Source organism: Bacillus sp. SCT118 (genome assembly GCF_058566435.1).
This window is the reverse complement of the sequence record NZ_CP191225.1, coordinates 2406270-2427057: the sequence shown is the minus strand read 5'-3', so window position 1 is coordinate 2427057 and position 20788 is coordinate 2406270. Positions and strand designations below refer to the sequence as shown.

At 45.2% G+C, this 20788-nt stretch carries 20 protein-coding genes; 19 read left to right on the top strand and 1 reads right to left on the bottom strand.

Annotated features, from left to right (window positions below; genetic code table 11):
• Positions 1-75 precede the first annotated feature (75 nt).
• The 12 genes from coaBC to spoVM all read left to right on the top strand — a co-directional run bounded on the left by coaBC (position 76) and on the right by spoVM (position 12752).
• A complete protein-coding gene (gene coaBC / locus ACQVGT_RS12300) occupies positions 76-1296 on the top strand; it encodes a bifunctional phosphopantothenoylcysteine decarboxylase/phosphopantothenate--cysteine ligase CoaBC (RefSeq protein WP_015483215.1) in 1221 nt (406 codons plus the stop codon).
• Complete coding sequence (gene priA, locus ACQVGT_RS12295) at positions 1293-3710, top strand: primosomal protein N' (RefSeq protein ID WP_015383629.1); 2418 nt, start codon at positions 1293-1295, stop codon at positions 3708-3710. The genes coaBC and priA overlap by 4 nt, the downstream gene beginning before the upstream one ends.
• Positions 3711-3736: 26 nt before the next feature.
• Entirely contained in the window at positions 3737-4219 is a 483-nt protein-coding gene (def, locus tag ACQVGT_RS12290) for a peptide deformylase (protein ID WP_015383630.1), read from the top strand.
• A 4-nt stretch (positions 4220-4223) separates the two neighbouring features.
• Positions 4224-5177, top strand: a complete 954-nt coding sequence (gene fmt / locus ACQVGT_RS12285) for a methionyl-tRNA formyltransferase (protein ID WP_015383631.1) — start codon at positions 4224-4226, stop codon at positions 5175-5177.
• A complete protein-coding gene (gene rsmB, locus ACQVGT_RS12280) occupies positions 5164-6507 on the top strand; it encodes a 16S rRNA (cytosine(967)-C(5))-methyltransferase RsmB (protein WP_015383632.1) in 1344 nt (447 codons plus the stop codon). The genes fmt and rsmB overlap by 14 nt, the downstream gene beginning before the upstream one ends.
• Before the next feature lie 3 nt (positions 6508-6510).
• The gene (gene rlmN, locus ACQVGT_RS12275; RefSeq protein ID WP_014476780.1) at positions 6511-7602 is read left to right on the top strand and encodes a dual-specificity RNA methyltransferase RlmN; all 1092 of its coding nucleotides are present in this window, start codon (positions 6511-6513) and stop codon (positions 7600-7602) included.
• Positions 7603-7608: 6 nt separating this feature from the next.
• Positions 7609-8373: a protein-serine/threonine phosphatase PrpC gene (gene prpC / locus ACQVGT_RS12270; protein ID WP_015383633.1), complete on the top strand. Its 765-nt coding sequence runs from the start codon at positions 7609-7611 to the stop codon at positions 8371-8373.
• Positions 8367-10313, top strand: a complete 1947-nt coding sequence (prkC, locus tag ACQVGT_RS12265) for a serine/threonine protein kinase PrkC (protein WP_015383634.1) — start codon at positions 8367-8369, stop codon at positions 10311-10313. Before prpC ends, prkC begins: the two co-directional genes overlap by 7 nt.
• 14 nt (positions 10314-10327) lie before the next feature.
• Positions 10328-11224 (top strand): ribosome small subunit-dependent GTPase A, encoded by an 897-nt coding sequence (gene rsgA, locus ACQVGT_RS12260; RefSeq protein WP_015383635.1) that lies wholly within the window; start codon positions 10328-10330, stop codon positions 11222-11224.
• A gap of 4 nt (positions 11225-11228) precedes the next feature.
• A complete protein-coding gene (gene rpe / locus ACQVGT_RS12255; protein ID WP_015383636.1) occupies positions 11229-11882 on the top strand; it encodes a ribulose-phosphate 3-epimerase in 654 nt (217 codons plus the stop codon).
• A gap of 72 nt (positions 11883-11954) precedes the next feature.
• Complete coding sequence (locus ACQVGT_RS12250) at positions 11955-12599, top strand: thiamine diphosphokinase (RefSeq protein ID WP_015483217.1); 645 nt, start codon at positions 11955-11957, stop codon at positions 12597-12599.
• A gap of 72 nt (positions 12600-12671) precedes the next feature.
• Positions 12672-12752 carry a stage V sporulation protein SpoVM gene (gene spoVM, locus ACQVGT_RS12245; protein WP_003221545.1) on the top strand — a complete coding sequence of 27 codons (81 nt, stop codon included), beginning with the start codon at positions 12672-12674 and terminating at the stop codon, positions 12750-12752.
• A 72-nt stretch (positions 12753-12824) separates the two neighbouring features.
• On the opposite strand, the gene rpmB is transcribed toward spoVM, so the two are convergent.
• Positions 12825-13013 (bottom strand): 50S ribosomal protein L28, encoded by a 189-nt coding sequence (gene rpmB / locus ACQVGT_RS12240; protein ID WP_003221548.1) that lies wholly within the window; start codon positions 13011-13013, stop codon positions 12825-12827.
• A 276-nt stretch (positions 13014-13289) separates the two neighbouring features.
• Between rpmB and ACQVGT_RS12235 the strand changes: the two genes are divergently transcribed.
• From ACQVGT_RS12235 to plsX, 7 genes are all read left to right on the top strand, one after another.
• Positions 13290-13652 carry an Asp23/Gls24 family envelope stress response protein gene (locus tag ACQVGT_RS12235; protein WP_003232054.1) on the top strand — a complete coding sequence of 121 codons (363 nt, stop codon included), beginning with the start codon at positions 13290-13292 and terminating at the stop codon, positions 13650-13652.
• Positions 13653-13667: 15 nt separating this feature from the next.
• Positions 13668-15329 (top strand): DAK2 domain-containing protein, encoded by a 1662-nt coding sequence (locus tag ACQVGT_RS12230; protein WP_015483218.1) that lies wholly within the window; start codon positions 13668-13670, stop codon positions 15327-15329.
• A 138-nt stretch (positions 15330-15467) separates the two neighbouring features.
• On the top strand, positions 15468-16130 hold the full coding sequence (gene sdaAB / locus ACQVGT_RS12225) for an L-serine ammonia-lyase, iron-sulfur-dependent subunit beta (RefSeq protein WP_003232050.1): 663 nt from the start codon (positions 15468-15470) through the stop codon (positions 16128-16130).
• A 24-nt stretch (positions 16131-16154) separates the two neighbouring features.
• On the top strand, positions 16155-17057 hold the full coding sequence (gene sdaAA / locus ACQVGT_RS12220) for an L-serine ammonia-lyase, iron-sulfur-dependent, subunit alpha (RefSeq protein ID WP_003232049.1): 903 nt from the start codon (positions 16155-16157) through the stop codon (positions 17055-17057).
• Complete coding sequence (gene recG / locus ACQVGT_RS12215; protein ID WP_015383642.1) at positions 17035-19083, top strand: ATP-dependent DNA helicase RecG; 2049 nt, start codon at positions 17035-17037, stop codon at positions 19081-19083. Before sdaAA ends, recG begins: the two co-directional genes overlap by 23 nt.
• A 108-nt stretch (positions 19084-19191) precedes the next feature.
• Complete coding sequence (gene fapR / locus ACQVGT_RS12210; RefSeq protein WP_003232044.1) at positions 19192-19758, top strand: transcription factor FapR; 567 nt, start codon at positions 19192-19194, stop codon at positions 19756-19758.
• Between the two features lie 13 nt (positions 19759-19771).
• Complete coding sequence (plsX, locus tag ACQVGT_RS12205) at positions 19772-20773, top strand: phosphate acyltransferase PlsX (RefSeq protein ID WP_003232041.1); 1002 nt, start codon at positions 19772-19774, stop codon at positions 20771-20773.
• Positions 20774-20788 lie beyond the last annotated feature (15 nt).

The following is a 20788-nucleotide window of genomic DNA, read 5'->3' as shown; positions in this document are numbered from 1 at the left end:
CAAGTAGCAACCTATATCATGTAGGTTGTTATTTTTTTCCGTGCGGTTTTGTAAAGTGCAGAGGGGGAGAATTCATTGCTAAACAATCGAAATGTGTTACTTTGCGTGAGCGGAGGCATCGCAGTTTATAAAGCCTGTGCGTTAACGAGCAAGCTGGTTCAGGCAGGAGCAAATGTCAAAGTGATTATGACTGAATCCGCTTGCCGATTCGTTTCACCGCTGACATTTCAGGCATTGAGCCGCCACGAAGTCTATACAGATACATTTAAAGAACAAAATCCAAGCGTTATTTCTCATATTGATGCCGCAGACTGGGCCGACTTGATTATTGTAGCGCCGGCTACGGCTAATGTGATTGGAAAACTGGCAAACGGCATCGCTGATGATATGCTGACGACAACATTGTTGGCAGCAACGGCTCCCGTTTGGATCGCGCCGGCAATGAACGTTCATATGTATGACCACCCGGCAGTCAAACGAAACATTTCTGTTCTTTATCAGGACGGTTATCGTTTTATTGAGCCAAGTGAGGGCTATTTAGCATGCGGTTACGTAGGAAAAGGCAGATTGGAAGAGCCGGAAAACATCGTAAAGCTGGCCGAAAAACATTTTGCTGAAGAAACATCCGCTCCTTTAGAAGGCAAGCATGTGGTCATTACAGCCGGCCCAACGCGGGAAGCGGTTGATCCTGTCCGGTTTTTTACCAATAAATCGACGGGCAAAATGGGCTACGCATTAGCGGAGGTTGCTGTTCAGCTCGGCGCACGGGTAACCTTAATTTCTGGGCCTGTTTCACTTGATCAGCCTAAGGGCCTTGCTGAGTTTATCCCTGTTCAATCGGCTGCGGATATGTGCGAAGCTGTGCTCTCTGTGTATGACGCAAGCGATATAGTCATTAAAACAGCTGCAGTAGCCGATTTTACGCCGAAAACAGTATTTGACCATAAAATGAAAAAACAAGACGGCGGCATGACCTTAGAACTGAAAAGAACAGTCGATATTTTGAAAGAATTGGGCGAGAAAAAGAAAGAGCAGATTTTGGTTGGATTTGCCGCCGAAACACAAGACATTGAACACTATGCACGTAAAAAGCTCGCCGCTAAAAACCTTGATTTGATTGTGGCAAATGATGTGAAGGCAAATGGGGCCGGTTTTGGTGCTGATACGAATATCGTGACAATCTTTTTCAAAGACGGGCATAAACGCGAACTTCCGATCATGTCTAAGCTCGATGTTTCTTTTGAAATCCTTCAGGAGATCGCAGCCCTCTCAAAACAAACCGGAGAGCGCTCATGAATTTTGCAGAAGTCATTGTTGATGTCAGCACCAAAAATATAGACAGGCCTTTTGATTATAAAATCCCAGACCATCTCAAGGGCATGATCAAAACGGGGATGCGGGTCATTGTTCCGTTTGGCCCCCGTAAGATTCAAGGGTTTGTGACAGCAGTCAAAGAAGCATCTGACCTATCGGGAAAATCTGTCAAGGAAGTAGAGGATTTATTAGATCTTACACCTGTTCTGACAGAGGAGCTTATGGATCTGTCATCATGGCTGTCAGACAAAACGCTGTCTTTTAAAATAACGGCGCTTCAAGCAATGCTGCCTGCCGCCTTAAAGGCGAAATATGAAAAAGAATTAAAAATTGCACACGGCGCCGATCTTCCGCCGCAAGTGGAACGGCTGTTTTCTGAAACAAAGACGCTGTTGTATTCAGATATACCCGATCATGAGACGCTGAAACTGATTCAAAGGCATGTTCAAAAAGGGGACATTGACGTGACGTATAAAGTCGCGCAAAAAACCAATAAAAAAATGGTCAGGCATATTCAGGCAAATGCGAGTAAAGAAGAGCTTGCTAAGCAGGCTGAGGGATTGTCCCGCCAAGCAGCAAAACAGCAGGCGATTCTTCACTTTCTCATCTCTGAGCCGGAAGGTGTGAAAATTCCTGCGGCGGAATTGTGCAAAAGAACGGACACGAGCTCTGCAACCATCAAAACCCTTATCCAAAAAGGGCTTTTGAAGGAAAGCTATGAAGAGGTTTACAGAGATCCCTATCAGGACAAAATGTTCAAAAAAACAGAGCCCCTGCCGCTGACAGACGAACAGAGGGCTGCCTTCGAGCCCATACGCGAGACATTGGACAGCGATGAGCATAAAGTGTTCCTCCTTCACGGCGTGACAGGAAGCGGAAAAACCGAAATTTATCTGCAATCAATTGAAAAAGTACTGGCGAAAGGAAAAGAAGCCATCGTTCTCGTACCGGAAATATCGCTGACGCCGCAAATGGTCAACCGCTTCAAGGGCCGCTTCGGCTCCCAGGTGGCAGTCATGCACAGCGGTTTATCCACAGGAGAAAAATATGACGAGTGGCGTAAAATCCACCGGAAGGAAGTACGGCTTGTCGTCGGTGCCAGATCCGCTATTTTTGCTCCGTTTGAAAATCTCGGAATGATAATCATCGATGAAGAGCACGAGTCTTCCTATAAACAGGAAGAAATGCCGCGCTATCATGCGAAAGAGGTGGCAATCAAGCGGGCTGAGCATCACAGCTGCCCGGTTGTATTAGGGAGTGCTACGCCGACATTAGAATCCTATGCAAGAGCGCAAAAGGGCGTATACGAGCTTCTTTCACTGAAGCACCGTGTTAACCATCGGGTGATGCCCGAGGTTTCGCTTGTCGATATGAGAGAGGAGCTTAGAAACGGCAATCGCTCGATGTTTTCAGTTGAATTGATGGAAAAGCTTGAAGAAACGATTGCCAAGGGTGAGCAGGCGGTGCTGTTTTTAAATAAGAGGGGCTATTCTTCCTTTGTGATGTGCAGAGATTGCGGCTATGTCCCGCAATGCCCGCACTGCGACATTTCCATGACGTATCATCGTTACGGCCAAAGGCTGAAATGCCATTATTGCGGACATGAAGAGCCTGTTCCGCACACTTGTCCTGAATGTGCAAGCGAGCATATCCGCTTTTTCGGAACGGGAACACAGCGAGTGGAAGAAGAGCTGACAAAAGTGCTGCCAAGTGCGAGAGTGATTCGGATGGATGTTGACACGACATCACGGAAAGGCGCTCATGAAAAATTACTGTCAGCTTTCGGAGAAGGAAAAGCGGATATTCTTCTCGGAACGCAAATGATCGCGAAAGGGCTTGATTTTCCTAATGTCACGCTTGTCGGAGTGTTAAGTGCTGATACAACACTTCATATTCCTGATTTCAGAGCGGCTGAAAAAACATTTCAGCTGTTAACGCAAGTCAGCGGCCGGGCAGGCAGGCATGAAAAGCCCGGCCATGTCATCATTCAAACGTATACACCGTCTCATTACAGTATCCAGCTGACGAAAACACACGATTATGAAACGTTCTATCAGCATGAAATGGCGCACAGGAGAGAGCAATCCTATCCGCCATACTACTATTTGGCTCTTGTGACTGTTTCTCATGAGGAAGTGGCGAAAACAGCGGTTACAGCTGAAAAAATCGCTCATTTTTTGAAAGCAAACTGCGGAGCTGACACGAAAATTCTCGGACCAAGCGCGTCGCCGATAGCCAGGATCAAAGATAGATATCGCTATCAATGCGTGATAAAATACAAACAGGAAACCCAGTTATCCGCTTTATTGAAGAAGATACTGGAACATTATAAACGCGAAATTGAACAAAAACATGTAATGATTTCAATTGATATGAATCCTTATATGATGATGTAAGATCTCACGTCTTGGAGGGTAACAAATTGGCAGTAAAAAAGGTCGTCACACATCCTGCGGAGGTTTTGGAAACACCTGCGGAAACCGTGACTGTTTTTGATAAAAAGCTAAAAAAACTGCTTGATGATATGTACGACACCATGCTTGAAATGGATGGTGTCGGACTGGCAGCGCCGCAAATCGGCATTTTAAAAAGAGCGGCCGTTGTAGACATCGGGGATGACAGAGGGAGAATTGATCTTGTTAATCCTGAAATTTTAGAAAAAAGCGGCGAGCAAACCGGAATTGAAGGATGCTTGAGCTTTCCTGGCGTCTATGGTGATGTCACACGTGCCGATTATGTCAAAGTGCGTGCGTTTAACCGTCAGGGAAAACCGTTCATTCTGGAAGCGCGAGGCTTTTTAGCAAGAGCCGTGCAGCATGAAATGGACCACTTAGACGGTGTGTTGTTTACATCTAAAATAAGTAAATACTATACAGAAGATGAACTAGCGGATATGGAAGGATGATTTGATGACGAGAATCGTATTTATGGGAACGCCAGATTTTTCAGTTCCTGTTTTAAGAACCCTGATTGAGGACGGATATGAAGTAGTGGGGGTCGTCACACAGCCGGACCGTCCGAAGGGCAGAAAAAAAGTACTGACACCTCCTCCGGTCAAGGAAGAGGCATTGCGCCACGGCATCCCGGTTCTTCAGCCGGAAAAAGTTAGATTGACAGAAGAAATTGAGAAAGTGCTGGCATTAAAGCCTGATCTTATTGTAACGGCGGCATTCGGACAAATTTTGCCTAAAGAGCTTCTCGACAGTCCAAAATACGGCTGCATTAACGTTCACGCATCCCTTTTGCCGGAACTGCGTGGCGGTGCTCCGATCCATTATTCCATTCTGCAGGGAAAGAAGAAAACCGGGGTTACCATTATGTATATGGTAGAAAAATTGGATGCCGGGGACATGATCGCAAAAGTGGAAGTGGATATTGAAGAAACCGACAATGTCGGAACACTGCACGATAAATTAAGCGTTGCTGGCGCGAAGCTATTGTCTGAAACGGTTCCAAACGTCATTGCCGGCAGCATTTCACCTGAAAAGCAGGATGAAGAGAAAGCGACGTACGCGCCTAACATTAAAAGAGAGCAAGAGCTGCTCGATTGGTCCAGAACGGGCGAAGAGCTTTACAACCAGGTCCGCGGCTTAAATCCTTGGCCTGTTGCCTATACGACGCTTAATGGACAAAACTTGAAAGTGTGGGAATCGAAAAAAACACCCGCACCAACAACAGCTGAGCCAGGCACAGTCGTTGCGGTTGAAAAGGAAGGGATTATCGTTGCCACAGGTAACGAGACGGCCCTGTTATTAACCGAACTCCAGCCGGCAGGCAAAAAACGAATGAAAGGCGAAGACTTTGTGCGAGGCGCTCATGTTGAAGCCGGTGATGTGTTAGGAGTAAACAATGAAAAAAACTAGTGTTCGTGACATCGCCCTTGAGGCGCTGATCAAATTAGAACAAAACCAGGCATACAGCAACCTGCTGCTGAAATCGGTCATTAAATCAAATGAACTGAGTGATCAGGACAGAGGGCTTTTGACTGAACTTGTCTATGGTACATTACAAAATAAGATCGCGCTTGATTATATGCTTAAACCGTTTATCAATAAGCCTCAAAAGGTAAAGCCGTGGGTGATTCAGCTTCTTCGCCTATCCTTATATCAAATGGAGTATTTAGAGAAGATTCCAGACAGGGCAGCCATCCATGAAGCGGTTGAGATTGCTAAAATCCGCGGACACAAAGGCATTGCTTCATTTGTCAACGGCGTGCTCCGTTCTATTCAGCGCGAAGGTGTTCCATCCTTTGACGCGATCGAAGATCCTGTACGCCGGCTGGCGACAGAAACAAGCCATCCGGAATGGCTTGTGAAAGAGTGGGTGGATGCGTATGGATTTGAAGCTGCGGAAAAGATTTGCCGCATCCATCTCATTCCGCCGAAGCAGACGCTGCGTGTCAATCAAATGAAAGCAGACAGAGCTGAGCTGCTTGATCAAATGGCTGCTGAGGGAATCGAAGTTGAAAAAGGCGACCTCGCTGAAGATGCTGTGAAGCTCTTAAAGGGAACAATTGCCGGAACTCATTTCTTCCAAAACGGCGAAGTTTCCATCCAGGATGAGAGCTCCATGCTCGTCGCCCGCGCCCTTGATCCTAAGTCAGATGAAACAGTGCTTGACGCGTGTGCGGCGCCTGGCGGAAAGTCGGCTCATATCGCAGAATTAATGAAGAACAAGGGGAGCGTTACGTCGCTTGATCTTCACAAACATAAAGTGAAGCTGATCAAAGAAGCGGCAGACCGGCTTGGCCTGACAATCATTCATGCGGAAACAATGGATGCGAGAAAAGCGGGGGAAACGTTTGAAAACGAACAGTTTGACCGAATATTGGTCGATGCCCCGTGCTCAGGTTTCGGTGTTATCAGAAGAAAGCCGGACATGAAATACACGAAAAAGCCTGACGACAGCGCCCGTCTAGCTGAAATCCAGCTGTCGATCTTGAGGGAAATCGCACCATTAGTAAAAAAAGGTGGCACTCTTGTCTACAGTACGTGTACAATGGACCGGACAGAAAATGATGAAGTAATACATGCGTTTATACAAGAACATCCTGATTTTGAACCCGATTTGTCTCTTGAAAAGCGGCTGCCTGAAAAGGTGAGACCCTTTGTTCGGGATGGAAGGCTTCAAATCCTTCCTCATTATTTCGGAACAGATGGTTTCTTTATTTGCAGCATGAGAAAGAAGGGATAAGTAATGGCAGAACTTAATAAAACAAAAGTAAGAAAAGAATTGCGGACAGAGCGTCCGTCTATTTATTCTTTTGAATTAGATGAAATTAAACAATGGCTGACAGACAACGGAGAGAAACCGTTCCGTGCGGCTCAGATTTTTGAATGGCTATATGAAAAACGCGTATCTTCTTTTGAAGAAATGACAAACCTCTCAAAGGATCTGCGTGAGAAATTAAACACTCACTTTGTGTTAACAACGCTGAAAACGGCTGTTAAACAAACCTCTCAAGACGGTACGATGAAGTTTTTGTTTGAGCTTCATGACGGTTATACCATCGAAACCGTTTTAATGAGACACGAGTATGGCAATTCTGTATGTGTAACGACACAAGTCGGCTGCCGTATTGGCTGTACATTCTGCGCGTCAACGCTTGGAGGCTTAAAACGAAACCTTGAAGCGGGGGAAATTGTCGCTCAAGTAGTCAAAGTGCAAAAAGCTCTTGATGAAACGGATGAACGCGTCAGCTCTGTCGTGATCATGGGAATCGGTGAACCTTTTGATAACTTTAACGAAATGCTCGCTTTCTTGAAAATCATTAACCATGACAAGGGCCTGAATATCGGTGCTCGCCATATTACGGTCTCTACGAGTGGAATCATCCCGAAAATTTACGAATTTGCTGATCAGCAAATGCAGATTAACTTTGCAATTTCTCTGCACGCGCCGAACACAGAAATCAGAAGCCGTTTGATGCCGATTAACAGAGCATATAAACTGCCTGATCTAATGGAAGCCGTTAAATATTATATTAATAAAACAGGACGCCGTATCAGCTTTGAATACGGGCTGTTCGGAGGCGTAAACGACCAGGTGGAACACGCCGAAGAGCTTGCCGACTTGCTGGAAGGAGTCAAATGCCACGTGAACTTGATTCCGGTAAACTACGTGCCTGAACGGGACTATGTGCGCACACCGCGTGATCAGATTTTTGCTTTTGAAAAAACGCTGAAATCCCGCGGAGTAAATGTCACAATCCGAAGAGAGCAAGGACATGACATTGACGCAGCCTGCGGTCAGCTTCGCGCGAAGGAGCGTCAAGACGAGACGAGGTGATGAGGGTTGTTAACAGCCTTAAAAACAGATACAGGAAAAATCCGCCAGCATAATGAAGATGATGCGGGGATATTCAAGGGGAAAGATGAATTTGTATTAGCGGTTGTCGCTGATGGTATGGGCGGCCATCTTGCTGGAGATGTTGCGAGCAAGATGGCTGTGAAAGCCATGGGGGAGAAATGGAATGAAGCAGAAACGATTCCAACTGCGCCCTCGGATTGTGAAAAATGGCTCATTGAACAGATTCTTTCGGTAAACAGCAAAATATACGATCACGCTCAAGCCCACGAAGAATGCCAAGGCATGGGGACGACGATTGTATGTGCGCTTTTTACGGGAAAAACGGTTTCTGTTGCCCATATCGGAGACAGCAGATGCTATTTGCTTCAGGACGATGATTTCGTTCAAGTGACAGAAGACCATTCGCTTGTAAATGAACTGGTTCGCACTGGAGAGATTTCCAGAGAAGACGCTGAACATCATCCGCGAAAAAATGTGTTGACGAAGGCGCTTGGAACAGACCAGTCAGTCAGCATTGACACCCGTTCTTTTGATATAGAACCCGGAGACAAACTGCTTCTATGTTCTGACGGACTGACGAATAAAGTGGAAGGCACTGAATTAAAAGACATCCTGCAAAGCGATTCAGCTCCTCAAGAAAAAGTAAACCTGCTTGTGGACAAAGCCAACCAGAATGGCGGAGAAGACAACATAACAGCAGTTTTGCTTGAGCTTGCTTTACATGTTGAAGAGGGTGAAGATCAGTGCTAATCGGCAAGCGGATCAGCGGGCGTTACCAGATTCTCCGCGTTATAGGCGGCGGGGGAATGGCCAACGTGTATTTAGCTGAGGATATCATTCTAGACCGTGAAGTCGCAATTAAAATCCTGCGGTTTGACTATGCAAATGACAATGAATTTATCAGACGTTTCCGCAGAGAAGCCCAATCCGCATCAAGCCTCGATCACCCGAATATTGTCAGCATTTACGATTTGGGCGATGAAGATGATATTTATTATATTGTCATGGAATACGTTGAAGGCATGACGCTTAAAGAATACATAACAGCAAATGGGCCGCTTCACCCTAAAGAAGCGCTGAACATCATGGAGCAAATTGTCTCAGCCATCGCTCATGCCCATCAAAACCAGATTGTTCACAGAGACATCAAGCCGCATAACATTTTGATTGATCATATGGGAAATATCAAAGTAACGGATTTTGGAATTGCGACGGCACTAAGTTCGACCACAATCACCCATACCAATTCAGTTCTGGGCTCGGTCCATTACTTATCACCTGAACAGGCCCGGGGCGGCTTAGCCACAAAAAAATCGGATATTTATGCGCTTGGAATCGTTCTATTTGAGCTTTTAACCGGCCGTATTCCGTTTGATGGAGAGTCAGCAGTCAGCATCGCCTTGAAGCATCTTCAAGCGGAAACTCCTTCGACAAAAAGGTGGAATCCATCGGTCCCCCAAAGCGTTGAAAACATCATACTCAAGGCAACTGCCAAAGATCCTTTTCATCGCTACGAAACGGCTGAAGACATGGAAGCAGACATAAAAACAGCTTTTGATGCCGACAGACTCAATGAAAAGAGATTTACGATTCAAGAAGATGAAGAAATGACAAAAGCGATACCTATCATTAAAGATGAAGAACTCGCTAAAGCTGCTGGCGAAAAAGAAGCTGAAGTGACAAACGCACAAGAAAACAAAACAAAGAAGAACGGCAAAAGAAAAAAGTGGCCGTGGGTTTTGCTCACGATATGCCTCGTTTTTATCACAGCTGGAATTCTTGCGGTCACTGTTTTTCCATCGCTTTTCATGCCTAAGGATGTCAAAATACCTGATGTCTCCGGAATGGAATACGAAAAAGCCGCAGGGCTCTTGGAAAAAGAAGGTTTACAGGTTGATTCCGAGGTGTTGGAAATCTCAGATGAAAAAATTGAAGAGGGCCTGATGGTAAAAACGGACCCTAAAGCGGATACCACAGTCAAAGAAGGCGCCACGGTCACCCTTTATAAGAGCACCGGAAAAGCAAAAACGGAGATCGGTGATGTGACAGGCCAAACGGTCGACCAGGCAAAAAAAGCGTTGAAGGACCAAGGGTTTAAACATGTAACGGTAAATGAAGTGAATGACGAGAAAAATGCGGGCACTGTCATTGACCAAAACCCTTCAGCAGGGACTGAGCTTGTCCCGAGTGAAGATCAAGTCAAACTTACAGTCAGTATCGGACCCGAAGACATTACGCTTAGAGACTTGAAAACCTACAGTAAAGAAGCAGCGTCTGGATATCTGGAAGACAACGGATTGAAGCTTGTAGAAAAAGAAGCATACTCAGATGATGTTCCAGAAGGACAGGTTGTCAAACAAAAACCAGCAGCAGGTACGGCAGTAAAGCCGGGAAACGAAGTTGAAGTGACATTCTCTCTCGGACCAGAGAAAAAACCTGCGAAAACAGTGAAAGAAAAGGTCAAGATCCCCTACGAACCAGAAAATGAAGGGGACGAGCTTCAAGTGCAAATCGCGGTTGACGATGCGGATCACAGCATCTCTGACACTTACGAAGAATTTAAGATAAAAGAGCCGACTGAACGAACGATCGAACTAAAGATTGAACCCGGCCAAAAAGGGTACTATCAAGTAATGGTAAACAATAAAGTTGTCAGCTACAAAACCATTGAGTATCCGAAAGATGAATAACAAGGAGGGAAAATATGCCTGAGGGCAAAATTATTAAGGCGCTAAGCGGCTTTTACTATGTACTGGATGAATCAGAGGATTCAGATAAAGTAATACAATGCAGAGGAAGAGGCATTTTCAGAAAAAACAAAATTACCCCTCTTGTCGGTGATTACGTTGTGTATCAAGCTGAAAATGACAAAGAAGGATATCTAATGGAAATTAAAGAAAGAACCAACGAGCTTATCAGGCCGCCAATTTGCAACGTTGATCAAGCGGTCCTGGTTTTCTCAGCGGTTCAGCCTTCTTTCAGCACGGCATTGCTCGACCGCTTCCTGGTTCTCGTTGAGGCCAATGATATTCAGCCGATTATATGCATTACTAAAATGGATTTGATTGAAGATCAAGATACAGAAGATAGGATACAAGCTTATGCAGAAGACTATCGGAATATTGGTTATGACGTATACCTTACCTCCTCTAAGGACCAAGACAGTTTAGCGGACATCATCCCACATTTTCAGGATAAAACAACGGTATTTGCCGGTCAGTCCGGTGTTGGAAAATCCTCGCTTCTCAACGCGATCAGTCCGGAGCTCGGATTGAGAACAAACGAGATTTCCGAGCATTTGGGCCGCGGGAAACACACAACCCGCCACGTGGAGCTGATTCACACGTCCGGAGGCTTGGTTGCAGATACACCGGGATTCAGCTCGCTTGAATTTACAGACATTGAGGAAGAAGAGCTGGGCTATACCTTCCCTGATATCAGAGAAAAAAGCTCTTCATGCAAATTTAGAGGCTGTTTACATCTGAAAGAGCCGAAGTGTGCGGTGAAACAAGCTGTTGAAGACGGGGAATTAAAGCAGTATCGCTATGACCATTATGTTGAATTTATGACGGAGATAAAAGACAGAAAGCCGAGGTATTAGCATAATGATAAAGGTTGCACCATCTATTCTTTCCGCTGATTTTGCCGCTTTAGGCAATGAGATTAAAGATGTAGAAAAAGGCGGAGCCGATTGTATTCATATTGATGTTATGGACGGCCATTTTGTCCCGAATATCACAATCGGTCCGCTGATTGTAGAAGCAGTCCGGCCGGTAACGGATCTGCCGCTCGATGTCCATTTAATGATAGAAGAGCCGGATCGTTATATCCCAGCTTTTGCGAAAGCAGGCGCAGATATCCTGTCTGTGCATGCTGAGGCATGTCCGCACCTGCACCGTACCATCCAGCTCATTAAAGAGCAAGGAGTGAAGGCCGGAGTAGTTCTAAACCCGCATACCCCTGTACAAGTCATCGAGCATGTTTTCGACGATCTCGATCTTGTTCTTTTAATGACGGTGAACCCGGGCTTCGGCGGGCAGAAATTTATTCATTCAGTCCTTCCTAAAATAAAAGAGGTTAAGCGAATGGCGGATGAAAAAGGAAAAAAAGATCTGTTAATTGAAGTAGACGGCGGCGTCAACAAAGAAACCGCTCCGCTCGTCATTGAAGCGGGCGCAAATTTACTCGTTGCCGGTTCAGCTGTTTATGGCCAGTCTGACCGCAAAAAAGCAATTTCTGAAATCAAAGGAAGTAAATAAGCAGCTTTAGAAAAGAGCTGGGCATACAATAGCCTAAGCTCTTTTTCCTGTATGCAGAGAAAGGAATCAGAGATGAAAACAATTAATATCGTTGCGGGAGGCCCGAAAAATCTCATTCCCGATCTAACCGGCTATACGGATGAACACACGCTTTGGATCGGTGTTGACAAAGGCACCGTCACTCTCTTAGATGCCGGGATCATTCCTGTTGAAGCCTTCGGAGATTTTGACAGCATAACAGAGCAAGAACGCCGGCGAATAGAAAAAGCCGCTCCCGCCCTTCATGTGTATCAAGCAGAAAAAGATCAAACAGATTTAGACCTCGCCCTTGATTGGGCGCTGGAAAAGCAGCCGGATATTATTCAGATTTTCGGCATTACAGGCGGCAGAGCTGATCATTTTTTAGGAAACATTCAGCTTCTGTATAGAGGTGTAAAAACGAACATAAAAATTAGGCTGATAGACAAACAAAATCATATTCAAATGTTCCCTCCTGGTGAATATGATATTGAGAAGGATGAAAATAAGCGATATATCTCCTTCATACCGTTTTCCGAAGACATACATGAGCTGACCCTGACCGGTTTTAAATATCCTCTAAATAATTGTCATATTACGCTCGGTTCAACACTATGTATTAGTAACGAACTCATTCATTCACGAGGTACTTTTTCGTTTGTAAAAGGCATATTAATAATGATAAGAAGCACGGATTAAGCATGTGCTTTCATTCAATTGCTGAAAACAATGAACAAGGCGGTTACGGGACGTTATAGGAGGGGACAAAAAATGAAATTTTACACCATTAAATTGCCGAAGTTTTTAGGAGGAATTGTCCGGGCGATGCTGGGCTCATTTAGAAAAGATTAATGCCCAGGGGTTCAAAGCCCTCTTTCACCACATAAAAACGCCTGCCACATATCGGGGCAGGCGTTCATTTTGTTATACACGCTCAACTTTACCGGATTTCAAAGCTCGAGCAGATACATATACTTTTTTAGGTTTTCCGTTCACAAGGATACGAACCTTTTGAAGATTCGCGCCCCAAGTGCGCTTAGAAGCGTTCATTGCGTGAGAACGGTTATTCCCAGCTGTTGTTTTTTTACCTGTGATAACGCATTTACGTGCCATTTGTTTCCCTCCTCACTTGCACAAAACATCTACTTTTTAACATTCATATAATCTTAGATGCTTTCGATATGGATACTTTAAATAATTTACCACAGCTAAAAAACGTTTGCAACTATTGTTTCATCATCTTTCAAGAAAATTCACTTGACATCTTGCGGAAACAGCAGCGCTATAGTATATGTAGAGGTACGGCCAGCGATTATTGCCTGGTCTTCTCATAATGGAAACCATATAGTAGAATAGCTGTAACTCTATGCATTCGAAGGAGGAACTAGTGTGTCCATTGAATTAAGAACGAAGTACGGACAGATTGATATATCTAATGAAGTCATTGCGATGGTTGCAGGAGGCGCGGCGGTTGACTGTTACGGCATTGTCGGCATGGCTTCTAAAAACCAGATTAAAGACGGACTGACTGAAATCCTTCGGAAAGAGAATTTCAGCAGGGGTGTCCAAGTTCGCCAAGAAGGAGAACAGATACATATCGACATGTATATCATTGTCAGCTACGGCACGAAAATTTCTGAAGTGGCACATAATGTCCAAACAAAAGTAAAGTACACAGTAAATCAAACCATCGGACTGGCAGTGGATTCTGTCAATATTTATGTCCAAGGCGTACGAGTGACGAACCCGTAGTTAGGAGGAGTAGGATTGTCTATCAGAACATTAGACGGCAGAACCTTTGCCGAGATGATTCTTGCGGGAGCGCAGAATCTGTCTCAAAACGCCAGTGCAGTTGATGCACTGAACGTGTTTCCGGTGCCGGACGGTGATACGGGAACTAATATGAACCTGTCGATGACTTCCGGAGCAAGAGAAGTTGAACAAATGGATACGGATGATATCGGGAAGGTGGGCTCCGCGTTATCTAAAGGGCTGCTCATGGGAGCACGCGGAAATTCAGGAGTTATCCTATCCCAATTGTTCCGCGGATTTAGCAAAAGCATTGAAACGAAAAAAGAAATTAATGCACTTGAGTTTGCCGCTGCGCTGCAAGCAGGTGTAGACATGGCGTATAAAGCTGTCATGAAACCTGTAGAGGGCACCATTTTAACAGTTGCAAAAGACGCTGCAAAAAAAGCGATGATCTTAGCAGAAAAAGAAACCGATATCACTGCGCTGATGACTGCAGTGACAGAAGAAGCAGAGGCGTCTTTAAACCGCACCCCTGAATTGCTACCTGTCCTAAAGGAAGTAGGAGTTGTCGATAGCGGGGGCAAAGGCCTGCTCTGTGTGTATGAAGGTTTCCTTGCTTCATTAAAAGGTGAAACTGTACCTCAGAAAGCAGTTCTTCCGTCACTTGACGACATGGTCAGCGCAGAGCATCACAAGAGCGCGCAAAGCATGATGAATACCGAAGATATTGAATTTGGATTCTGTACCGAAGTGATGGTTAGGCTTGATCAGACAAAAAGAGAGTTCGACGAAGGCACTTTCAGGCAAGACCTCAGCCAGTTCGGAGATTCTCTGCTTGTGATTGCGGATGAATCGCTGGCGAAGGTTCATATTCATGCTGAAGAGCCGGGAAACGTGTTAAACTACGCCCAGCATTACGGTGAATTGATCAAAATAAAAATAGAAAATATGAGAGAACAGCATACCTCTATCATCAGTCAAGAAAGCAAACCTGCAGACAACGAAACACCGCCGGCAAAACAGCCGTATGGCATTGTGACTGTAGCGATGGGAGAAGGAATTTCAGACCTATTCAAAAGCATTGGAGCTTCTGTTGTGATTGAAGGCGGCCAGACCATGAACCCAAGCACTGAGGATATTGTTGATGCCGTGAAGTCTGTAAATGCAGATACGGTATTTATCCTGCCTAACAACTCCAACATTATCATGGCTGCTAACCAAGCGGCCAGCGTAGTGGATGAAAAGGTTTTTGTCATTCCTGCTAAAACGGTTCCGCAAGGGATGTCAGCTCTGCTGGCTTTTAACCCGGATCAAGAAGCTGAAGCGAACGAGGCCAATATGCTAAGCGCCATTCAGCAAGTAAAAAGCGGACAGGTGACGTTCTCAGTCAGAGATACTCATATTGACGGTAAAGATATTAAAAAAGGCGACTTTATGGGCATTCTGAATGGAACGATTATCGGCACTTCTGAAAATCAGCTGTCAGCCGCGAAAATGCTGCTGTCAGAAATGATCGGAGAAGATGATGAAATCGTGACCATTCTATATGGTGAGGATGCGTCTCAGGAAGAAGCTGAGCAGCTTGAAGCGTTTCTCAGTGAAAAGTACGAGGAGATTGAGGTTGAGATCCACAATGGGAAACAGCCTCTGTATTCGTATATAGTTTCTGCAGAATAGAAGGGCAATTTGCCCTTCTATTCTTATGTCTGCTTTTAAGTGCGGCAGCGCTGTAACGCGCCCGCTTGCCATTTTATATCTGATCAATTAGTCTAGAAGCAAAGCGCTAATAAGCTCTGGTTCATAAGGAGGAATAGCATGAAATACAGAAGCGTTTTTGATATTATCGGCCCGGTTATGATCGGTCCGTCCAGCTCTCATACAGCGGGAGCTGCTAGAATCGGGAGAGTGGCCAGAAGTTTATTTGGCAGAGAGCCTGAGCGCATCATTGTATCTTTTTACGGGTCGTTTGCGGAAACGTATAAGGGCCACGGGACAGATGTCGCGATTATCGGCGGATTGCTTGATTTTGATACATTCGACGAACGGATTAAAACCGCTATACAAATTGCAGAAGCTAAAGGAATTGATATAGAGTTTCGGGTAGAAGACGCAGTCCCGGTCCATCCGAACACAGCAAAAATCACCATTTCTGATGAAAAGGGTGAGCTGGAACTGACGGGTATTTCGATTGGCGGAGGAAAGATTGAAATCACAGAATTGAATGGTTTTGAGCTCCGGCTGTCAGGAAATCATCCGGCCATATTAGTTGTTCATAATGACAAATTTGGCACAATTGCCGGTGTTGCCAATGTTCTGGCGAAATTTTCAATCAACGTAGGACATATGGAAGTAGCCCGGAAAGATATCGGCCAGCTTGCGCTGATGACAATAGAGGTCGATCAAAATATTGACGACCACATTCTCGACGAGCTGTCGAAGCTGCCGAATATTATTCAAGTGACAAAGATTGCTGACTAGCGAAAGGGTCAGGAGGAGCCAGTTATGTTTCGTAATGTAAAAGAATTAATTGAGATTACTAAAGAAAAACAAATATTGATCTCTGATGTGATGATAGCTCAAGAAATGGAAGTAACAGAAAAAACAAAAGAGGACATTTTTCAGCAGATGGATCATAACCTGTCTGTTATGGAAGCGGCGGTTCAGAAAGGACTCGAGGGGGTTACGAGCCAAACGGGCTTAACAGGCGGAGATGCCGTTAAATTGCAGGCCTATATTCGATCAGGAAAAAGCCTGTCTGGCCCGCTGATTTTAGATGCTGTATCGAAAGCCGTTGCAACAAATGAAGTAAATGCAGCAATGGGAACCATCTGTGCGACACCGACTGCAGGTTCTGCCGGTGTGGTGCCCGGTACGTTATTTGCTGTAAAAGAAAAGCTGAATCCAACAAGAGAACAAATGATCCGCTTTTTGTTTACAGCCGGGGCTTTCGGATTTGTCGTGGCTAATAACGCAAGTATTTCCGGCGCCGCCGGAGGATGTCAGGCAGAGGTTGGATCAGCTTCAGGCATGGCGGCTGCGGCCATTGTTGAAATGGCAGGAGGAACACCCGAACAAAGCGCGGAGGCCATGGCCATTACATTAAAAAATATGCTAGGCCTCGTGTGCGACCCTGTTGCAGGGCTTGTTGAGGTGCCTTGCGTGAAACGGAATGCGATGGGCGCGTCAAATGCGATGATTGCCGCTGATATGGCATTGGCGGGCATTACAAGCCGTATTCCATGTGATGAGGTTATCGATGCCATGTATAAAATAGGCCAAACGATGCCAACTGCACTTAGAGAAACAGGCCAGGGCGGTTTAGCGGCAACACCGACAGGAAGAGAATTAGAGAAAAAAATTTTCGGAGGAGCGCTAGGTTCACGTGAAACAACATCAGCAAACTAGTATAGCTAACATTAAGGGTATTGGGCCGGAAACAGAAAAAACGTTACACGAAATCGGTATTTATGACATTTCTGATCTTCTGAATTATTTCCCTTATCGCTATGATGACTACGAGCTGAGGGATTTAGAAGAAGTAAAGCATGATGAAAGAGTCACAGTCGAAGGGAAGGTTCATTCAGAGCCTTCTCTTACCTATTACGGAAAAAAACGAAACAGGCTGACATTCAGGCTTCTGGTCGGCCACTATTTAATCACAGCCGTATGTTTTAACCGGCCTTATTTGAAGAAGCAGCTTTCGCTCGGCTCTGTGGTGACGGTTTCAGGTAAATGGGACAAGCACCGCCAAACCATCTCTGTTCAGGAGTTGAAAAACGGGCCGCATCAAGAAGACAAAAGCATTGAACCAGTGTATTCTGTGAAAGAAAATGTTACCGTCAAAATGATGAGGCGCTTTATTCAGCAGGCGCTGACCCAATATGCAGACTCACTTCCTGATCCTCTTCCGGAAAAGCTAAGAAAAAGCTATAAACTGCCTGACTATTATCAGGCGTTAAAAGCAATGCACCAGCCTGAAACAAGGGAAGCATTAAAGCTTGCCAGACGGCGGTTTGTTTATGAAGAATTTTTGTTGTTTCAGTTGAAAATGCAGGCGTTCCGAAAGGCGGAAAGAGAGCAGACACAAGGGATACGGCAGCGTTTTTCAAACGAAGAACTCATGAGATTTATCAAAAGCCTCCCGTTTCCCCTCACAAACGCCCAGTCACGCGTTCTTCGCGAAATAACAGCAGACATGTCTTCTCCATACAGAATGAACCGTCTTCTTCAAGGGGACGTTGGATCAGGAAAAACGGCAGTCGCCGCCATTGCACTGTATGCCGCGATCCTATCCGGATACCAAGGAGCGCTCATGGTGCCGACAGAAATTCTGGCCGAGCAGCATGCTGATTCGCTCGTTTCGCTATTTGAAAAATGGGACGTCAGCGTTGCTCTTTTGACAAGCTCTGTTAAAGGGAAGCGGCGAAAAGAACTGCTTGAACGTCTTGCGGCGGGTGAGATTGATATTCTTGTAGGAACCCACGCTTTAATCCAAGACGAGGTGGAGTTTAAGGCGCTGAGTCTCGTTATTACTGATGAACAGCACAGATTTGGAGTTGAGCAACGCAAAAAGCTTCGGAACAAAGGGCAGGATCCCGATGTTCTCTTTATGACAGCCACTCCAATCCCAAGAACATTAGCGATCACAGTGTTCGGTGAAATGGATGTATCTGTCATTGATGAGATGCCGGCTGGACGAAAGCGAATTGAAACCTATTGGGTAAAACATGACATGCTGGATCGTATTTTGGCATTTGTCGAAAAAGAATTAAAGCAAGGCAGGCAGGCTTATATCATCTGTCCGCTGATTGAAGAATCAGACAAGCTTGATGTGCAAAACGCCATTGACGTGTACAATATGCTTTCTGATATTTTTCGGGGAAAATGGAATGTCGGCCTTATGCATGGGAAGCTGCATTCCGATGAAAAAGACCAGGTCATGAGAGAATTCAGCGCAAATCACTGTCAAATTCTCGTATCAACTACTGTTGTTGAGGTTGGCGTGAATGTTCCGAATGCAACGATTATGGTGATTTATGACGCCGACCGTTTCGGACTATCACAGCTTCACCAGCTGCGCGGCCGTGTTGGACGGGGTGAGCATCAATCTTTCTGTATTCTGATGGCTGATCCAAAATCAGAAACAGGGAAAGAACGGATGAGGATCATGTCGGAGACCAATGACGGTTTCGAGCTGTCTGAAAAGGATCTGGAACTGAGAGGTCCCGGTGATTTCTTCGGAAAAAAACAAAGCGGAATGCCGGAATTTAAAGTGGCGGACATGGTTCATGATTACAGAGCGCTTGAAACGGCAAGGCAGGATGCTGCGAATCTTGTGGCTTCTGACGCGTTCTGGAAGGAGCCGGAATACGCTGTGTTAAGAGATGAATTGCTGAAGAGCGGAGTAATGGACGGGGAAAAATTAAGCTGAGTATCAGAAGTTTTTGGTGTTCAGCCAGAAACAATCGTTGCATTCCAATCTATGAAATTATATACTACTATTAGTACCTAGTCTTAATTGTCCGGATGGTGTTTAGATATGAGAAGAAATAAGAGAGAACGCCAGGAATTACTTCAGCAGACGATTCAAGCAACCCCCTTTATTACAGATGAAGAATTAGCGGGTAAATTTGGGGTGAGCATCCAGACGATACGTTTGGACCGCTTAGAGCTTTCCATACCTGAACTGAGAGAAAGAATTAAGAACGTGGCAGAGAAAACACTTGAGGACGAAGTGAAGTCCCTGTCACTTGATGAAGTTATCGGAGAAATTATTGACCTTGAGCTGGATGATCAGGCGATATCTATTTTAGAAATAAAACAGGAGCACGTGTTCAGCCGGAATCAGATTGCGAGAGGACACCATTTATTTGCACAGGCGAATTCTTTGGCCGTTGCAGTCATTGATGACGAGCTGGCGCTGACTGCAAGTGCAGACATCCGCTTTACAAGACAGGTAAAGCAGGGAGAACGTGTCGTAGCAAAAGCGAAAGTGACGGCTGTCGAAAAAGAAAAAGGAAGAACGGTTGTCGAAGTGAACAGCTACGTTGGCGAAGAAATTGTTTTTTCTGGACGCTTTGACATGTATCGTTCAAAACATTCATAAAGGTGGAGCATGCATGAGAATAGCTGTAGATGCAATGGGAGGAGACCACGCTCCCAAAGCTGTTATTGACGGAGTTATAAAAGGTATAGAGGCATTTGATGATCTCCATATCACACTTGTCGGTGACAAAACAACGATAGAATCACATTTAACAACTACATCAGATCGCATCACGGTGCTGCACGCAGATGAAGTGATTGAGCCTACGGATGAACCGGTCCGTGCCGTGCGAAGAAAAAAGAACTCATCTATGGTTCTTATGGCGCAGGAGGTTGCGGAAAACAGAGCTGACGCCTGCATTTCAGCAGGAAATACCGGTGCATTAATGACAGCCGGTCTCTTTATTGTCGGAAGAATTAAAGGAATTGACCGTCCGGCGCTTGCTCCGACACTTCCGACTGTTTCGGGAGACGGATTTCTTCTCCTTGATGTCGGCGCCAATGTCGATGCCAAACCGGAGCACCTCGTTCAATATGCCATCATGGGTTCTGTTTATTCTCAGCAAGTGCGCGGTGTCACTTCACCGAGAGTCGGACTTTTAAATGTCGGAACAGAAGATAAAAAAGGAAACGAACTGACGAAGCAGACGTTTCAAATTTTAAAAGAAACAGCAAACATCAATTTTATCGGAAACGTGGAAGCGCGAGACCTTTTAGATGATGTGGCTGATGTTGTAGTAACAGACGGCTTTACCGGGAATGTTACACTCAAAACGCTGGAAGGCTCTGCGTTGTCTATTTTTAAAATGATGAGAGACGTAATGACGTCTACTTTGACATCAAAGCTTGCAGCAGCTGTGCTGAAGCCAAAATTGAAAGAAATGAAAATGAAAATGGAGTATTCGAATTATGGCGGAGCAAGTCTTTTTGGCTTAAAAGCCCCTGTGATCAAGGCGCACGGCTCTTCAGATTCAAATGCTGTATTCCATGCGATTCGGCAAGCAAGAGAGATGGTCAGCCAAAATGTGGCTGCGCTCATTCAGGAAGAAGTGAAAGAAGAAAAAACAGATGAGTAGTCTGGAGGTTTTTAC

Bases quoted from the DNA above. Each gene is read 5' to 3' on its own strand.
- rlmN (WP_014476780.1), top strand. From the start codon at position 6,511: ATGGCAGAACTTAATAAAACAAAAGTAAGAAAAGAATTGCGGACAGAG.
- fapR (WP_003232044.1), top strand. From the start codon at position 19,192: ATGAGAAGAAATAAGAGAGAACGCCAGGAATTACTTCAGCAGACGATT.
- spoVM (WP_003221545.1), top strand. From the start codon at position 12,672: ATGAAATTTTACACCATTAAATTGCCGAAGTTTTTAGGAGGAATTGTC.
- ACQVGT_RS12250 (WP_015483217.1), top strand. From the start codon at position 11,955: ATGAAAACAATTAATATCGTTGCGGGAGGCCCGAAAAATCTCATTCCC.
- plsX (WP_003232041.1), top strand. From the start codon at position 19,772: ATGAGAATAGCTGTAGATGCAATGGGAGGAGACCACGCTCCCAAAGCT.
- sdaAA (WP_003232049.1), top strand. From the start codon at position 16,155: ATGTTTCGTAATGTAAAAGAATTAATTGAGATTACTAAAGAAAAACAA.
- rpe (WP_015383636.1), top strand. From the start codon at position 11,229: ATGATAAAGGTTGCACCATCTATTCTTTCCGCTGATTTTGCCGCTTTA.
- sdaAB (WP_003232050.1), top strand. From the start codon at position 15,468: ATGAAATACAGAAGCGTTTTTGATATTATCGGCCCGGTTATGATCGGT.
- rsmB (WP_015383632.1), top strand. From the start codon at position 5,164: ATGAAAAAAACTAGTGTTCGTGACATCGCCCTTGAGGCGCTGATCAAA.
- rpmB (WP_003221548.1), bottom strand. From the start codon at position 13,013: ATGGCACGTAAATGCGTTATCACAGGTAAAAAAACAACAGCTGGGAAT.
- priA (WP_015383629.1), top strand. From the start codon at position 1,293: ATGAATTTTGCAGAAGTCATTGTTGATGTCAGCACCAAAAATATAGAC.
- rsgA (WP_015383635.1), top strand. From the start codon at position 10,328: ATGCCTGAGGGCAAAATTATTAAGGCGCTAAGCGGCTTTTACTATGTA.
- fmt (WP_015383631.1), top strand. From the start codon at position 4,224: ATGACGAGAATCGTATTTATGGGAACGCCAGATTTTTCAGTTCCTGTT.